Annotated in this window: 10 protein-coding genes; 2 read left to right on the top strand and 8 right to left on the bottom strand. The window is 71.1% G+C overall.

The annotated features are described in order from the left end of the window. Nucleotides 1-78: 78 nt before the first annotated feature. The 5 genes from ACFYNU_RS14400 to ACFYNU_RS14420 all read right to left on the bottom strand — a co-directional run bounded on the left by ACFYNU_RS14400 (nucleotide 79) and on the right by ACFYNU_RS14420 (nucleotide 9,571). Nucleotides 79-825 (bottom strand): hypothetical protein, encoded by a 747-nt coding sequence (locus ACFYNU_RS14400; protein ID WP_356585502.1) that lies wholly within the window; start codon nucleotides 823-825, stop codon nucleotides 79-81. Then, complete coding sequence (locus ACFYNU_RS14405; protein WP_356585732.1) at nucleotides 822-5,057, bottom strand: RICIN domain-containing protein; 4,236 nt, start codon at nucleotides 5,055-5,057, stop codon at nucleotides 822-824. The genes ACFYNU_RS14400 and ACFYNU_RS14405 overlap by 4 nt, the downstream gene beginning before the upstream one ends. Before the next feature lie 534 nt (nucleotides 5,058-5,591). Next, nucleotides 5,592-6,080, bottom strand: coding sequence for a glutathione peroxidase (locus ACFYNU_RS14410; protein WP_356585503.1), 489 nt, complete (start codon nucleotides 6,078-6,080; stop codon nucleotides 5,592-5,594). Nucleotides 6,081-6,132: 52 nt separating this feature from the next. Next, on the bottom strand, nucleotides 6,133-7,005 hold the full coding sequence (locus ACFYNU_RS14415; protein WP_356585504.1) for an acyl-CoA thioesterase II: 873 nt from the start codon (nucleotides 7,003-7,005) through the stop codon (nucleotides 6,133-6,135). Nucleotides 7,006-7,048: 43 nt separating this feature from the next. Further along, entirely contained in the window at nucleotides 7,049-9,571 is a 2,523-nt protein-coding gene (locus ACFYNU_RS14420) for a DUF3516 domain-containing protein (RefSeq protein WP_356585505.1), read from the bottom strand. 168 nt (nucleotides 9,572-9,739) lie between these two features. Here ACFYNU_RS14420 and ACFYNU_RS14425 point away from each other — a divergent pair, with 168 nt between their 5' ends. Continuing rightward, nucleotides 9,740-10,531 carry a metal-dependent hydrolase gene (locus ACFYNU_RS14425; RefSeq protein WP_356585506.1) on the top strand — a complete coding sequence of 264 codons (792 nt, stop codon included), beginning with the start codon at nucleotides 9,740-9,742 and terminating at the stop codon, nucleotides 10,529-10,531. 118 nt (nucleotides 10,532-10,649) lie between these two features. On the opposite strand, the gene ACFYNU_RS14430 is transcribed toward ACFYNU_RS14425, so the two are convergent. Both ACFYNU_RS14430 and ACFYNU_RS14435 read right to left on the bottom strand, forming a co-directional pair. Continuing rightward, complete coding sequence (locus ACFYNU_RS14430) at nucleotides 10,650-12,440, bottom strand: ABC transporter ATP-binding protein (protein WP_356585507.1); 1,791 nt, start codon at nucleotides 12,438-12,440, stop codon at nucleotides 10,650-10,652. After that, nucleotides 12,437-14,314 carry an ABC transporter ATP-binding protein gene (locus ACFYNU_RS14435; protein WP_356585508.1) on the bottom strand — a complete coding sequence of 626 codons (1,878 nt, stop codon included), beginning with the start codon at nucleotides 14,312-14,314 and terminating at the stop codon, nucleotides 12,437-12,439. The genes ACFYNU_RS14430 and ACFYNU_RS14435 overlap by 4 nt, the downstream gene beginning before the upstream one ends. A gap of 293 nt (nucleotides 14,315-14,607) precedes the next feature. On the opposite strand from ACFYNU_RS14435, the gene ACFYNU_RS14440 reads away from it, so the two are divergent. Further along, on the top strand, nucleotides 14,608-15,771 hold the full coding sequence (locus ACFYNU_RS14440; RefSeq protein ID WP_356585734.1) for an AI-2E family transporter: 1,164 nt from the start codon (nucleotides 14,608-14,610) through the stop codon (nucleotides 15,769-15,771). 40 nt (nucleotides 15,772-15,811) lie between these two features. Here ACFYNU_RS14440 and ACFYNU_RS14445 read toward each other — a convergent pair whose 3' ends face one another. Continuing rightward, entirely contained in the window at nucleotides 15,812-16,816 is a 1,005-nt protein-coding gene (locus ACFYNU_RS14445; RefSeq protein WP_356585509.1) for a helix-turn-helix domain-containing protein, read from the bottom strand. Between the last annotated feature and the right edge of the window lie 26 nt (nucleotides 16,817-16,842).

Below are 16,842 nucleotides of genomic sequence, written 5' to 3' on the forward strand. Positions count from 1 at the left end.
GGTGCCGGACGGCCGGTGGAACGGGGGGACTGGCTCCCCGCTCCACCGGCCGCGTTCATCGGGTCCGTGACCGGCCGTCTACAACTGTCTGTCCCCTCGCCAGGTGACCGACGTCAGCGCGTCCAGACCTCCGTTCGCCACTCCCTTGTAGGTCACCGTCCGGGCGGGGCCGAGCTCGTGCGCGAGCTGTTTCGCCATGTCCTGCCCCTCGCGGAACAACCGCTGCCACTCGCCGTCGTACTTGCCGTCCTCCCGGTCCCGTACATACAGGTTCAGGGTGGTCTCGATACTCCGCGCCCAGGTGTGGAGAGCGGTGACGAGGCCGTCGGACAGATTCATGGCGGCGGCGGGATCATCCGGGAAGAAGTCCCCGAATCCCTCCGAGCGCAGCGGGGCGAACCCGAACTCCCCCTCCAGCGTGATGTCGAGCGGGTGCGGGGGAGTGCCATGAGGGTCCCGCTCCCAGTGGAGACGGTCGCAGCCCCAGCACACCCACTTCGCCGTTCCGAGACCCTCGTCCCAGTAACGCACCGTCCACGACGGTCCGAGGTGTCCGGCGAGCCGCTGGGCGGCCGTCAGACCCCGCTTGACGTACTTGCGCAGGGCGGGGCGGGCGGTGAAGCCCCCGGCCGGACGGGTCAGTGACCAGGACCGCAACTCGTCCGCCAGCTCGGCGGGGAGGCCCAGCCGGGAATCGTCCAGCGGCACGTTACGCGTGAAGGCGCCGAGGTCGTCCCAGGCACCGACGGGATCCGCCGGCTCGTACAGTGGCGACGGCTCGTCAACGGTCCGCAGGAACAGATGCCGCGGTTCGTCGAAGGTCATACGGGATTTGCTCCGATCACGAATCCGTTGTCGCCCACGCTGATGGCGACCTGCTGGACCTTGCCGTTGAAGGTGACCTCGAAGATCGGCCTTCCTGTTCCCTGGGTGCCGACCCTCTTGCCCTGGTTCAGAGCGGTCTTGACGAGGGCCGGGATGTCCTCCACCCGGACGCCGGCGGTCGCGAACTCTCCCGCGTGCCGGAAGATGATGTGGACCAGGCCCGCGTGGACGTTACCTTTCTCGAGCCAGGCGAGGGCCAGACCGGGCTTCGCGTACTCGGCTATCCAGATCGTGTCCGCCTTGTTGAACTTCACGCCGGCGGCGGTGAGCTTGTCCAGCAGCTTGGCGTCGAGGGTGCCACGGGCGATCTTGGCCCGTTCCGCCGCGCCGGCCGCGATACGGAAGCCCATGCCCGCCGCGGAGGCGGCGTCGCCGATCTGGAGGGCGCCCTTCTCCCCGTAGATCTTCTTCAGATCGGCCAGTACCTGTGCGGCGTCCTCACCGGTCTTCGCCGCGTGTTCGGCCCGCGCGGCGAGCTTGACCGCCGCGGCGAGTTTCGTGGCGACCGAGGTCGGTACGAACGCCGCCGCGGCCCAGGCGCAACCGCTGGCACTGCCGTGCCAGCAGTCCAGGAAGTCCTGGACCAGGATCGCCTTGCCGAGTTCGAGGTACTTCTGGAGAAGCCCCTTGAGGATGTCTCCCTGGGTGAAGGTCTGGGTGACCTTCTTGGTCATGCCCTTGAAGGGCTCGGACCCGAGGTGCACCGTGTCCACCGCGGCGCACCCGGCTTCGGTCGCGGGGACGTCCGGGTTGACGCACAGGTAGTAGTCGACCGTCAGGTCGAACGTGTAGGTGAAGGAGACGGTGCAGCTCGTGCCGAAGCCGGGCGGAAGTTCGCAGGGCTTGTCCTGCTTGGTGTCCGTGACCTTGACGCTGTCCTCGTCAACGACGTAGAACGTGCCGCCGACACCGGTGCCCGCGCCGGTACTGACCTGTTCGTTGGCGGATTCGCGTTCGGCCTCGTCCGCCGCCTTCTGCGCCGACTCGGCATACTTCTGCGCGTCCTTCGCGGCTTCCTCGGCCGCCGTGGCCGCCTCGTCCGCGCGGTTCGCCGCCGAGCGGGCGTCCTCCGCGGCCTGTTCGGCCTGCGCCGCCGCCGAGCGGGCCGCGTCGGCGTCGAGGGCTGCCTGGTCCGCGGAGTCGCGGGCCTCCTCGGCGTAACCCTCCGCGCGGCCCGCCGCCTTGTCGGCCGCCGCCGCGTCGGCCGTGGCCTGGCGGTCGTACTCGATGGTGCGGGCCAGTGACGACTGCGCCTTCGCGGCGGCCGTCGCGGCGTCGGCCGCGTAGCCAAGAGCCTCCTTGGCATAGCCGCGCGCGCTCGCCGCGTACCCGGCGGCGTTCGCCGCGTGCTGGTAGGCGGCCTTGGCGTCGCCCTGTGCCGTGTCGGCGATGACCTTGGCCGCAGCCGCCTCCTCCACGGCGTTCTTGGCGTGCGCGTCCGCGACGGACTTCTGCTGCTCGGCGATCGTCTTCGTCGCCTGCCCCGTCAGCACCACGAGCCCGGCGGCCGAGTCCTTGGTGACATACGGCGAGCCGAGCTGGATCGCGTCGTTCGCGGGCGCGGCGACCTGGGCGGCGGCCTTGCCGGCGTCCACGGCGGCCTGGGCGGTGACATAGGCGAAGCCCGCCGCCTTCACCGAGGCGACCACGGCCTTGTCGGCCTCCGCCTGTGCCGCGTCGGCGTGTGTCTTGGCCGTCTTGGCCTGTGCCTCCGCCTCGTCGGCCAACTCGACCGACAGCTTCGCCTCCGCGGCGGCGTGCTCCGACGCGTCGATGGCGTCGGCCGCCGCGCTCGTCGCGGTCCGTACCGCCGCGTCGGCCTTCAGCTTGGCCGCCTTGGCACCGTCCGCCGCCGCGCGCGACCGCTTGGCGGCGGCCTCCGCACGGGTGGCGGCGGCGTCCGCGTCGGCCGCCGACTGGGTCGCGGCGTCGGCCGCGGTGCGCGCCCGGCCCGCTGCCGCCTCGGCGTCATCGGCGTGCGCGGCGGCGGCGTCCGCCGCCGCCCGGGACTCCTCCGCGTCGCTGTCGGACTCGTGCGCCGCCGCGTACGCCTGCTTGGCGTCCGCCTTGGCACGGGCCGCGTCGGCCTTCTGCTCCGCGTCCCAGGCGTCGTCGCGCAGATCCCGCGCTCGGTCCCGGGCCGCTTCCGCGTCCTCCTTGCGGGCCACCGCCGTGGCCTCGGCGGTCTCGGCCTTGCCCTTGGCCTCGTCGGCCTTCGCCGCTTCCGCCTCGGCGGTCTGCCGGTGCCGGGCCGTGTCCGCCTGCTTGGACTCGGCGGTCTCCTTCTCCTTCTTCGCCGTCGCCTCCTCCGACTCGGCCAGGAGCCGCTTGGCGTGCGCGTCGGCGGCGGCGGCCTTGCCGTCGGCCTCGGCCGCCAGGGCCTCGGCGAGCTTGGCCTCGGCCGTCTCCTTGTCCTTCTTGGCGTTGTCGCGGTGCAGCTTGGCCGCGTCCGCCGCGGCCTTCGCCTGGAGTTCGGCGGTGTACGCCGCCTCCTTGCGGAACTCCGCCTTCGACTGCGCGGCCTGGGTCAGCGCCCGCTGCGCGATCGTCGCGCTGTCGCCGGCCGCCGCCCGGGTGGCCGCCTCCGCGGTCTCACCGGCCTTCACCAGCGCGGCGAGCGCCGCCGCCGCGCCCTGCGTGACCTGCGCCTTCTGCTGGCCGACCAGCAGTCCACGGCCGCGCGGCGCGCCGGCCGCGTCCGCCACCGCGTACGCGGCCTTCTCCGCGGTCTCGGTGGCGGTCGCGGCGTTCGCCGCGAGTGTCGCCTGCGCCTTGATGACGGCGAGCTGGGTCTTCGCGGACGACTGGGCCGCCGCGACGGACGCCTTGACGCGGTTGAAATCCGCCGCCGGGGTGACGGGGCCGTTGTGCGCGGAGACCTTGACCGTGACCTTCTGCGCGCTGGTGGTGTTGCACGTGGCCGCCAGCGCGTCCTGGCCGTTGGTGAACGCGGGGAAGTTCAGGCACTTGCCCGTGCTCGCGCTCTTGAAGGTCGTGGCGGCCCGGATGCCGTACTCCCACGTCTGCGCCGGGGTGCTGTTGCACGTCCAGAGCTGGATCTTCGTGCCGTTCGTCGCGAGGTCCAGGCACTTGAAGGAGTTCTTGTTACGCAGGTGCAGTCCCGCGTCGTCGCCGCCGACCTCCCACTGCTGGGCCGTCGAGGTGTTGCACGTGATCAGCTCGACCGGCGTGCCGTTGGCCGTGGCGGCGCCCTGGGCGCCCAGGCACTTGCCCGCCGCGCCCGGTATCTGGATCACGGTCGGCGAGTCGCCGACCCAGCCGATGCCGCCGGCGGACCAGTAGTCCTGCCAGCGGGTCAGATGGTCGGCGACCCAGGAGTGGCCCAGCATCTGGCCCAGCGCCTTGGAGCCGGTGGCGAGCGCCTTGGTGGCGGTCTTGTTCGAGTTGAGGATCTGGTCGCGCTGGGTGGCCTGGGACGAGATCTCGCGCTGCCACTCCGCGGCGGCCGTGGCGGAGACGTCGCCCAGCACCTTGCTCGGGTCCATCGGGTCACGCCACGCGCACGCGGCGAACCGGGACTTGAGGTCCTCGACGGCGATGCGGTGTTCCGGCGTGCCGGGCAGGGGCGCGGTGCGGGCGAATCCGCCCGAGGCGAGGAAGAGCCGGGCGTTGTCCGCGCCGGGGTGCTCCAGCGGCCAGTCCGTCAGATGCTCGTAGGCGTCCTTCTCGGAGAGCGCCCGGTTCCACTCCTCGTAGGGGAGCGCCGGATCGGGATCGGCCCCGTACAGCGGCGCGCCCAGGGTCTTGACGGCGGCCAGTGTCTTCGCGTCGGCCGCGGGGGTCGGGTCCTCGTAGAAGTCCCCCTCGTCCTGCCAGAACCGGTCGGCGACCCACTTGCTCAGACCGGTCTGGGCGTGGAAGGTCTTCCGGCCGTCGTTGCTGGTGCCGGGCGGCCAGGCGAAGGACGTCACGGTGAATCCGGGCGGGTTGTCGAGCCCGGCGAGCGGGGCCTTCCAACTGTCGTGCAGGGAGTTGATGGCGTCGAGTTCCGCGCCGGCGGCGTCCCGGTCCTTGTCGTAGGCGACCGCGAGAGGCGTGTCCTCCCAGTGGTCACGGTCGGCCAGCACACGGAGCTGTTCGGGTGTCTGGCCGAGTCCGGTCTGCGCCGTGGTGGCCATGGCCGGCCCGCCGAGCCGCAGCACGTCGCTCATCAGGCACTGGTCCTGGCGCAGTTGCTCGGCGGGGGTGTCCTCGTACCAGTCGTGGTCGGCGACCGGCTCGACCGACGGTGAGGCGTACCGGTCGATCAGCTCCGGCTGGACGGTCAGACCGGCCAGGACGGAGAGGGCGGCGACGGAGGTGATGAGCGGAGTGAGGAGCGCGAAGCTACGTGATCTTCGTCTGAACAACTCTGATCTGGGGCGCAAGAGAGCATCCTTCGTGGAGAGCGGATGGTGGATCGGTGAAGATCCATCACGAGCGAGCCGGTCACCCTAGTCACAGGCCAACGTGCCTGGGCAAGGGGGTTGTTCGGCCTCCGGTGCCCTCTGGAATGGGCGAACTCCGTGTGCATGCCAAGGATCAACTGTGTGTTCGCTGTGAACAAGGCGCGGACAGGGTGTGGATGCGACGGCACTTCTCGGCCGTAACTTGACTCAATCGCGCCCATGCCGCGACACGGGTGCGGACACGGCGATGCCCGGCCCCCCTGTCGCGGGGCCGGGCATCGCCGTGAAGAGTGCGCGTTACGCGGGGAGTTGTGCCTCGATCGCCGTAATGACCTCCGGGGCCTCCGGCTCCGTACGGGGACGGATACGGCCCACGACCTCGCCGTCCGGGGAGATCAGGAACTTCTCGAAGTTCCACTGCACGTCGCCCGCCTCGCCCTCGGCGTCCGCCCGCTCGGTCAGCGCCCGGTACAGCGGATGCCGGTTCTCGCCGTTCACCTCGGACTTCTCCAGCAGCGGGAAACTCACGCCGTACGTCGTCGAGCAGAACGTCTCGATGTCCTCGGCGCTGCCCGGCTCCTGGCCCCCGAACTGGTTGCAGGGCACCCCGAGGACGGTCAGGCCCCGGTCGCCGTACGTCTGCTGAAGCCGCTCCAGACCCTCGTACTGCGGGGTGAGGCCGCACTTCGACGCGACGTTCACCACCAGCACCGCCCGGCCCTTGTACGCGGCCAGGGACGTGGGCTCACCGGTCAGGGTGCGCAGCGGGATGTCGTACAGAGTCATCAAGATCTCCTCGGAGAACGGTTGGTCCCGTGATCGTGTCCATTGTCGCGCTTCAGCCGCCGAGCTTGCGGAACAGCCCCTCCTGGACGACCGAGACCAGCAGCCGGCCCGACCGGTCGTAGATACGGCCCCGGGCCAGCCCGCGCCCGCCGGTCGCGATCGGCGACTCCTGGTCGTACAGGAACCACTCGTCCGCGCGGAACGGCCGGTGAAACCACATGGCGTGATCCAGCGACGCCATGTCATATCCGCGCGGCCCCCACAGCGGCTCCACCGGGATACGGACCGCGTCCAGCAGCGTCATGTCGCTCGCGTACGTCAGCGCGCAGGTGTGCACCAGCGGATCGTCGCCCAGCGGGCCCACCGCCCGCATCCACACCGCGCTGCGCGGATCGGCGTCCCTGACCTCGTCCGGCGTCCAGCGCAGCCGGTCCGCGTAGCGGATGTCGAACGGCTGGCGGCGCGCCATTCGCTGATACGCCTCCGGCAGCTCGCCCAGATGCTCCCGCACCTCGTCCACCACCGTCGGCAGCGACTCCGGGTCCGGGAAGTCCAGACGCGGCGGCAGCTGGTGCTCGAAACCGCCCTCCTCCGCCCGGTGGAAGGACGCCGTCAGATTGAAGATCGTCCGGCCCTCCTGCACCGCCGTGACCCGGCGTGTCGTGAACGACCGGCCGTCCCGCACCCGTTCGACCTGGTAGACGATCGGCACACCGGGCCGCCCCGGCCGCAGGAAGTACGCGTGCAGCGAGTTGACCGGGCGGTCGCCGTCCGTGGTGCGCCCCGCCGCCACCAGGGCCTGGCCGGCCACCTGGCCGCCGAAGACCCGTTGCAGCGATTCGTCGGGGCTGCGCCCGCGGAAGATGTTGACCTCGATCCGTTCCAGATCGAGCAGATCGACCAGCCGCTCGGCGGGATTCGTCATCGTGCCGGTGTCCGTTCTCCAGAGTCGTGAGATGCCTTGGAACTCAGCGCGCGGACAGCTGGCCCACGGAGGTCACCCGGACCACGGCCCGGCCCTCCTCGTCCGACGCGGCGAGATCGACCTCCGCGCTGATGCCCCAGTCATGGTCGCCGTTCGGATCGGCGAACGACTGCCGGACCCGCCACAGACCGTGCTCCGGGTCCTCCTCGATGCCGAGCAGCTTCGGGCCGCGCGCGTCGGGACCGGTGCCCAGCTCCTCGTACTCGTCCCAGTACCCGTCCATCGCCTCGCCCCAGGCGTCCGCGTCCCAGCCCGACTCGGCGTCCAGCTCGCCCAGTTCGTACATGTTGTCCAGCGCCGCCAGCTCGACCCGGCGGAACATGGCGTTGCGCACCAGCACCCGGAAGGCACGCCCGTTGGCGGTGACCGGCTTGACCTGGTCGGCCTTCTCCTGGGCCTGCTCGGCGGTCTCGATCTCCGGGTTGGCCAGCTGCTCCCACTCGTCCAGCAGGCTGGAGTCGACCTGCCGCACCATCTCGCCGAGCCAGGCGATCAGGTCCTCCAGGTCCTCCGACTTCAGATCGTCGGGGATGGTGTGCTCGAACGCCTTGTACGCGCCCGCGAGATAGCGCAGCACGATGCCCTCGGTGCGCGCCAGCTCGTAGTGGGAGGTGAACTCCGTGAAGGTCATGGCCCGTTCGTACATGTCACGGATGACGGACTTCGGCGACACCGGATGGTCGCCGACCCACGGATGGCTGGTGCGGTAGACCTCGTACGCGTGCCACAGCAGTTCCTCCAGCGGCTTCGGGTACGTGAACTCCTGGAGCCGCTCCATCCGTTCCTCGTACTCCACCCCGTCGGCCTTCATCTGTCCGATCGCCTCACCGCGCGCCTTGTTCTGCTGCGCGGCGAGGATCTGCCGGGGATCGTCCAGCGTCGACTCCACGACGGAGACCATGTCCAGCGCGTACGAGGGCGAGCCGGGCTCCAGCAGTTCGAACGCGGCCAGCGCGAACGTCGACAGCGGCTGGTTGAGCGCGAAGTTCTGCTGGAGGTCGACCGTGAGCCGTACGATCCGGCCCTCGTCGTCCGGGGTCTCGAGCCGCTCCACCACACCTCCGTCCAGCAGCGAACGGTAGATCGCGATGGCGCGCCTGATGTGCCGCAGCTGCTGCTTGCGCGGCTCGTGGTTGTCCTCCAGGAGATGGCGCATCGCCTCGAAGGCGTTGCCGGGCCGCGCGATGACCGACAGCAGCATGGTGTGGGTGACCCGGAAGCGGGAGGTCAGCGGCTCGGGATCGGAGCCGATCAGCTTGTCGAACGTCGTCTCCGACCAGGCGACGAAGCCCTCGGGAGCCTTCTTGCGGACCACCTTGCGGCGCTTCTTCGGATCGTCGCCCGCCTTGGCGAGCGCCTTCTCGTTCTCCACGACATGCTCCGGCGCCTGCGCGACGACGAAGCCCGCCGTGTCGAAACCGGCCCGCCCGGCCCGGCCCGCGATCTGGTGGAACTCACGGGCCCGCAGCGTGCGTACACGCGTCCCGTCGTACTTGGTCAGGGCCGTGAACAGCACCGTGCGAATAGGCACGTTGACGCCGACGCCGAGCGTGTCCGTACCGCAGATCACCTTCAACAGACCGGCCTGCGCGAGCTTTTCGACCAGCCGCCGGTACTTCGGCAGCATCCCCGCGTGGTGCACCCCGATCCCGTGACGCACATAACGGGAGAGATTGCGGCCGAACTTGGTGGTGAAGCGGAAGTTGCCGATCAGATCGGCGATCCGGTCCTTCTCCTCACGCGTACACATGTTGATGCTCATCAGCGACTGCGCGCGCTCGACGGCAGCCGCCTGCGTGAAGTGCACGATGTAGACCGGCGCCTGACGGGTCTCCAGCAGTTCGGTCAGCGTCTCGGTGATCGGCGTGAGGCGGTACTCGTAACTCAGCGGCACCGGGCGCGTCGCCGACCGTACGACAGAGGTCGGCCGGCCCGTACGGCGGGTCAGGTCCTCCTCGAACCGCGACATGTCACCGAGCGTCGCCGACATCAGGACGAACTGCGCCTGCGGCAGCTCCAGCAGGGGGATCTGCCAGGCCCAGCCGCGGTCCGGCTCCGCGTAGAAGTGGAATTCGTCCATCACGACCTGGCCGATGTCGGCGTGCTTGCCGTCGCGCAGCGCGATGGACGCCAGCACCTCGGCCGTGCAGCAGATCACCGGCGCGTCCGCGTTCACGGACGCGTCGCCGGTCAGCATGCCGACGTTCTCCGTACCGAAGAGCTTGCACAGGTCGAAGAACTTCTCCGACACCAGCGCCTTGATCGGGGCGGTGTAGAAGGTGACCTTGTCCTGGGCCAGTGCCGTGAAGTGCGCACCCGCCGCGATCAGGCTCTTCCCGGAGCCGGTGGGGGTCGAGACGATCACGTTGGCCCCGGAGACCACCTCGATCAGTGCCTCCTCCTGAGCCGGATAGAGCGTGATGCCCGCTCCCTCGGCCCATGACGAGAAGGCCTCAAAGAGGGCATCGGGGTCGGCGTCCTTCGGCAGCTGATCAATGAGGGTCACGCCCCCCATCTTGCCTGTCTTCACCCCCGATGAGGGAACCGGACGACCGGCTGAAGATCACGAGCGATACGCTGCCCTGTCAACTGGGCCTCGCCGCAATGGCGGTGGGCCCTTCAGTACGTATCACCACGGCGACGACGGGGCGGGATCGACCATGCGGGGACGACGATGATGGGACCGGCGCACTCGCTGTCGGGCGCGGCGGCCTGGCTGGGGGTGGGAGCCGCGGCGGCGGCGGCGGATCGCGCCATGCCCTGGCCGGTGCTGGTCGTCGGCGCGCTGATCTGCGCGGGAGCGGCGCTCGCCCCCGACCTGGACCACAAGTCGGCGACCATCTCGCGAGCGTTCGGACCGATATCCAAGGCGCTGTGCGGCATCGTCGACAAGCTGTCGTACTCCGTCTACAAAGCGACGAAGAAGCCGGGCGACCCCCGCAGGACCGGCGGCCACCGCACCCTCACCCACACCTGGCTCTGGGCCGTCATGATCGGCGGCGGCGCCTCGGCGCTCGCGGTGCTCGGCGGCCGGTGGGCGGTGCTCGCGCTGCTCTTCGTCCATATGGTGCTCGCCGTCGAAGGGCTGCTCTGGCGCGCGGCGCGGGTGTCGAGCGACGTCCTCGTCTGGCTGCTCGGCGCGACCAGCGCGTGGATCCTTGCGGGCGTGCTCGACAAGCCGGGCAACGGCTCGGACTGGCTCTTCACGGCGCCCGGCCAGGAGTACCTCTGGCTGGGGCTGCCGATCCTCCTGGGCGCGCTGGTGCACGACATCGGCGACGCGCTCACGGTGTCGGGGTGCCCGATCCTGTGGCCCATCCCGGTGGGGCGCAAGCGCTGGTACCCGATCGGGCCGCCGAAGGCGATCCGGTTCAGGGCCGGGAGCTGGGTGGAGCTGAAGGTGCTGATGCCGGTGTTCATGCTGCTCGGCGGGGTGGGCGGCGCGGCGGCGCTGAACGTGATCTGACCGGGCGGGGCGCCCGGGGCGGCCGGTCGCCCCGCCGTACGAGCTGACGGCCGACGCGTCCGGGCGGGCCCCCCGCGCCCGCCCGGACGCCGTTCACCGGGATGGTCGTCCCGGCCGGTCAGCCGTGCCAGGACCGCCACAGCGCCGCGTACGCGCCGTCCGCCGCCACCAGCTCGTCATGACTGCCCAGCTCGCTGATCCGGCCCTGCTCCACCACGGCGATGACATCCGCGTCATGCGCCGTGTGCAGCCGGTGCGCGATGGCCACGACCGTACGGCCGTCCAGCACCTTCGCCAGCGACCGCTCCAGATGCCGGGCGGCGCGCGGGTCGAGCAGCGACGTCGCCTCGTCCAGGACCAGCGTGTGCGGATCGGCCAGGACCAGCCGTGCCAGCGCGATCTGCTGCGCCTGCGCCGGCGTGAGCGCCGTACCGCCCGAGCCGACCTCGGTGTCGAGCCCGTCGTCGAGCGCGCGGGCCCAGCCGTCCGCGTCGACCGCGCCGAGCGCCGCCCACAGCTCGGCGTCCACCGCGTCCGCGCGGGCGAGCCGCAGATTGTCGCGCATCGACCCCACGAAGACGTGGTGCTCCTGGTTGACCAGGGCGACATGGCCGCGCACCCGCTCCGCGGGCATCCGCGACAGCTCGGCCTCGCCCAGCGTGATCCGGCCCGTGCGCGGGGCGTAGATCCCGGCGAGCAGCCGTCCCAGCGTGGACTTGCCCGCGCCGGACGGTCCGACCAGCGCGACGCGGGTGCCCGGGGCGACGTTCAGCGTCACCTCGTGGAGGACGTCGACACCCTCGCGGTAACCGAAGTTGACCTGGTCGGCGTGGACGTCACGGCCGTCCGGCACGACCTTCTCGTCACCGTCGTCCGGCTCGATCTCGCGTACGCCGACCAGCCGGGCGAGGGACACCTGCGCCACCTGCAGCTCGTCGTACCAGCGCAGGATCAGACCCACCGGGTCGACCAGCATCTGCGCGAACAGCGCCCCGGTCGTCAGCTGACCGACGGTGATCCAGCCCTGGAGGACGAAGACACCGCCGCCCACCAGCGTCGCCAGGAAGATCGTGACATGGGTGAGGTTGATGACCGGGAAGAGCACCGACCGCAGCCAGAGGTTGTACCGCTCCCACGCCGTCCACTCCTTGATGCGCCGGTCGGACAGCGCCACCCGGCGGCGGCCGAGGCGGTGCGCCTCGACCGTCCGGCCCGCGTCGATCGTCTCCGCGAGTACGGCGGCGACCGCCGCGTACCCGGCCGCCTCCGAGCGGTACGCCGTCGGCGCCCGCCGGAAGTACCAGCGGCAGCCCACGATCAGCAGCGGCAGCGCCACCACCACCGCGAGTGCCAGCGGCGGCGCGGTCACCGCCAGCGCGCCGATCAGCAGCCCCGCCCACACCACACCGATCGCCAACTGGGGCACGGCCTCCCGCATCGCGTTGGCCAGCCGGTCGATGTCGGTGGTGATCCGGGACAGCAGATCACCGGTCCCGGCCCGCTCCAGGACACCGGGCGGCAGCCGTACCGACCGTACGAGGAAGTCCTCGCGCAGGTCGGCCAGCATCTCCTCGCCGAGCATCGCTGCGCGCAGCCGCATCATCCGGGTGAAGACGGTCTGGATGACCAGCGCGACCGCGAAGACGATCGCGATGCGCTCCAGATGAAGTTCCTCGACCCCCTTCGCGCCCTCGGACAGGCTCTCGACGACGCCGCCGAGCAGATACGGCCCCGCCATGGAGGCGATCACCGCGACCGCGTTGACCGCGACGAGCAGGGCGAACGCCTTACGGTGCCGTCGCAGCAGCTCCACGACATGGGTCCGTACGGTCGCCGGGCGGCCGACGGGCAGTGTCGTGGCCGACTCCGGCGCCGCCGGGTCGTACTCCGGTCGTGCCACGCCGATCATGCGGTTTCCTCGATCTCTTCCAGCTGTTCCCGTGGAGCGAGCGGGGCGGACACCAGCGCGCCGCCGTCGCTCGTGATCCCGATCTCCGCGCCGCTCCCGGACTCGGTCCCGGTCCCGCTCTCGGTCTCGTCGTCCGTCCGGCGCGTGACGACGGCCAGATAGCTCGGGTCGTCCCGCAGCAGCTCCCTGTGCGACCCGGTGGCCGCGACCTTCCCGTCGTGCACGAACACCACGGTGTCCGCCCGGTCGAGCAGCAGCGGCGACGAGGCGAAGATGACCGTCGTACGGCCGCCGCGCAGACGCCGTACGCCTTCCGCGATCCGTGCCTCCGTGTGCGAGTCCACGGCCGACGTGGGCTCGTCCAGGACCAGCACCTCGGGGTCGGCGACGAGCGAGCGGGCCAGCGCGAGACGCTGGCGCTGCCCGCCGGAGAGCGACCGGCCGCGCTCGGTGATGCGCGAGCGCAGCGGGTCGCCGCTGCCGTCCACCGACGCCTGGACGAGCGCGGCGAGCACGTCGTCGCACTGCGCGGCCTCCAGCGCGTCCTTCGGCTCCACGGCGCCGGACGCGGGCACGTCCAGCAGCTCGGTGAGGGTGCCGGACAGCAGCACCGGATCCTTGTCCTGTACGAGTACGGAGGCGCGCGCCGCGGTCAGCGGAAGGTCGTCCAGCGCCACCGAACCGAGCAGCACGGACGGGCTCTTCTCATCGTCGGCCGCGTGTCCGCCGAGCCGTTCGGCCAGTCGCCCGGCCGCGTCGGGGTCGCCGCACACGACGGCGGTCAGCTGCCCGGCCGGTGCGAGCAGGCCGGTCGCCGGGTCGTAGAGGTCACCGGTGGGCCGGGTGTCGTCGAGTCCGCCGCGCTCGTCCTCGTAAGAGGTCCGCTCCAGCCGCAGCACACGGGCCGCGCGCGTCGCCGAGGGCCGCGAGAAGGAGTAGGCCATCGCGATCTCCTCGAAGTGACGGAGCGGGAAGAGCAGCAGCGTGACCGCGCTGTACACGGTGACCAGTTCGCCGACGGCGATCCGGCCGTCGCCCGCGAGGAGCGCGCCGTACCAGACCACCGTGATCAGCAGGACGCCCGGCAGGAAGACCTGGATGGCCGAGATCAGCGCCCACATACGGGCGCTGCGGACGGCCGCCGCACGGACCTCCTGCGACGCCTCCCGGTACCGCGTGAGGAACAGCTCCTCGCCGCCGATCCCGCGCAGCACCCGCAGTCCGGCCACCGTGTCGGCGGCCAGCTCGGTGGCCCGGCCCGCCTTGTCGCGCTGGACGTCGGCGCGTCGGGTGGCACGGGGGAGCAGCGGCAGGACGGCCAGGGCGAGCACCGGTACGCCGATGGCCACGACCGCGCCGATCGACGGCAGATACAGCACGAGGCCGACGCACACCACGACGACGGCGATGGCGGCTGCCAGGAAGCGCGACAGCGCCTCGACGAACCAGCCGATCTTCTCGACGTCGCCCGTCGACACGGCGACCACCTCACCGGCCGCGACCCGGCGGGTCAGCGCCGACCCCAGCTCGGCGGTCTTGCGGGACAGCAACTGCTGGACGCGGGAGGCGGCCGTGATCCAGTTGGTGACCGCCGCACGGTGCAGCATCGTGTCGCCGACGGTGATCGCGGCGCCGAACAGGGCGATGACGGCACCGGCCAGCGCCAGACGCCCGCCCGAACGGTCGACCACGGCCTGCACGGCGAGCCCGGCCCCGAGCGGCAGCCCGGCGACGCCCAGTTGGTGCAGCAGCCCCCAGGAGAGCGATTTGAGCTGGCCACGCAGCTGATTGCGCCCGAGCCAGTAAAGGAAACGCGGTCCTGACCGGGCGTCGGGTGTCCCGGGATCGGGATACGGAAGATCGCGAATCTGCATGACGTCCCAGTGAGTCGTGGATGGCCCCAAACCGTGCAAGGTTGTCCTTCGGGGACGGTCCGGGGCAATCGATTATTCGCTTCTCGGCCACACCGGGAGGGACCGGGGGAGCGGAGCCGAGGCGCTGGGGAATCGTGCCGGACCGGACGGCGTCGCGTACGGCGTCGCGAAGGGCTTCGGCGGACCCTCGCACCGGCCGTCCGGTCGGCCACGGGCCCGGTACGCGGCGGGCGGGGCGGGCCGTGCGGACGGCGGTGTGCCGCGGTACCCGTAGGGTGATGCCCGTGTCTGTCATGTTGAGTTCAACAAAGACTCGCGCCGCGCTCCGTACCTCGGCCCGAGCCTCCGTCGAATTGCTGGTCGTCCTCGTCATGGCGGGGGTCGCGCTGTGGCTTCTCGGGCGGATGTGGTCCATCGTGTGGCCGCTGATCGTCGGCCTGCTGCTGACCACGCTGACCTGGCCGTTCGCGCGTTTCCTGCGCCGGCACGGATGGCATCCGGCCCTGGCCGCCTCCGTGGTGACGGTGCTGTTCCTGGCCGCCGCCGCGGGTGTGGTGGCGCTCATCGCGGTGCCGGTGGCGTCGCAGTCGGGTGAGCTGGCGACGGGGGTGACCGACGGGATCGACAAGGTCCGGGAGTGGGCGTCGGGGCCCCCGCTGAACATCGACGACGACGAGATCACCGGTGCGCTGGACTCGGGCATGGCCCGTCTCCAGGACAGCGTCGGCAGCATGGTCACCACCGTCGTCACCGGCGTGAGCACCGTGGTCAACGGCGTCGTGACCGCGGTCCTGGCGCTCTTCCTGATGTTCTTCTTCCTCAAGGACGGGCCGAAGTTCCTGCCGTGGCTGGCCCGTCAGCTGCCCGGCCGGCTCGCCACCGACATCCCGGTGGTGGCCGCCCGCAGTTGGGACACGCTGGGCGCGTTCGTACGGTCCCAGGCGTTCGTCGGTCTGCTCGACGCGGTGTTCATCGGTCTGGGTCTGTGGATCGTGGACGTACCGCTCGTACTCCCGCTGGCGGTGCTGACGTTCGTCTCCGCGTTCGTCCCCGTCGTCGGTGCCTTGTTCGCCGGTCTGGTCGCGGTGCTCATCGCGCTGGTGTCGAACGGCCTGACGGACGCGCTGATCGTGCTGGCGATCATCATCGTGGTGCAGCAGCTGGAGGGCAATGTGTTCCAGCCCATGATCCAGAGCCGGGGGCTGGGTCTGCACGCGGCGGTGGTCCTGCTGGCGGTGACGCTGGGGGCGAGCCTGGCGGGGATCGTGGGCAGTCTGCTCGCGGTACCGGTCGCCGCGCTGATCGCGGTGGTCTGGAACTACGTACGCGAACAGCTCACCGAGCCGGAAACAGACCCGGAGCCGCTACCCGACCCTGACCCGGATCCGGCGCCCGAGCCGGACGCCGACCGCTCGCCCGACGGCGCCACCGCCCCGTCCCCGTCCCCGTCCTCCTAGAACGGTCCACGCCCACCCGCCCGTTCGGCGGCCCCGCCGGTCACAGCCAGCCGCGCCGGGCCGCCTGCCAGGCGAGCTGCATCCGGGTGGTCGCTCCGGCGAGATCCATCATGTGCTGGATATGGCGCTGCACGGTGCGCCGGCTCAGCCCCATCTGGGTGGCTATCGCCTTGTCGGCGACCCCCGCCACGAGCAGCGACAGCAGCCTTCTGTCGATGGACGAGAGCGGTTCGGGCGCCCCGGCGCCGTCGGTCCCGACGACCGCGCCCGAGCCGTCGACCTCCAGCGGGACGGCGTCCTCCCAGTAGCGTTCGAACAGGGCGATGAGAGCTGCCAGGAGACTGCTGTCCCTGACCAGCGCGGTGGTCGGCTCGTCCGGACTGCCGTGCGGACCTCCGGGAACCAGCGGGCAGATGGCGATGGCGCGGTCGGCCACGGCGAGGCGCAACGGCAGATGCGGCACGGATCTGGCCAACTCCCCGGCGCGCACGCCCTCCACGACGTTGTCCACCGCGCCCTCGTCGTCGAAGAAGGCCTTCTCGTACAGCACCCGGTAGGTCACGCCACGGCCCAGCGCGTCGAACTCCGCGTTGTTGCTGCCCGAGGGCATCGCCACGTACTGCGCCTTGCAGAACCAGAGCATCTCGTCGCGCGCGCTCGCCTGGATCTGCCGCAGATGCTGGCGCAAGGCCTCGCCGCCCGTGATGACTTCGATCAGCCCGCCCGGATCATGCCGGCGCGCGGCGTCCCGGTAGGTCTCCAGGAGACTGGTGACCTCGATCCGGGCCAGGTCCAACGCGTCGGCGTTGCGCTTGAGATGGGGGGTGAGCGCCACGTCCGGGGGAGTGGGCCGGTAGCGGCGCGGCAGGCCGTCGGTGTGGCTGGCCATGCCCTTGGCGGTGAGACCGGTCAGCACGTCACGGGCCTGCGCGACGTCGAGCCCGAGCCGGTCCGCGACGTCGACGGCGGTCAGCGGGCCCGTCGTTATCAGCAGCCGGTACACGGCTTCCTCGACTGCGGTTACCCCGGCGGCCTCCAGCGCCACGGCGCCCTCCTGAGACCTTGGCCCCC

This window comes from Streptomyces sp. NPDC006643 (assembly GCF_042870175.1).
GTDB lineage: Bacteria > Actinomycetota > Actinomycetes > Streptomycetales > Streptomycetaceae > Streptomyces.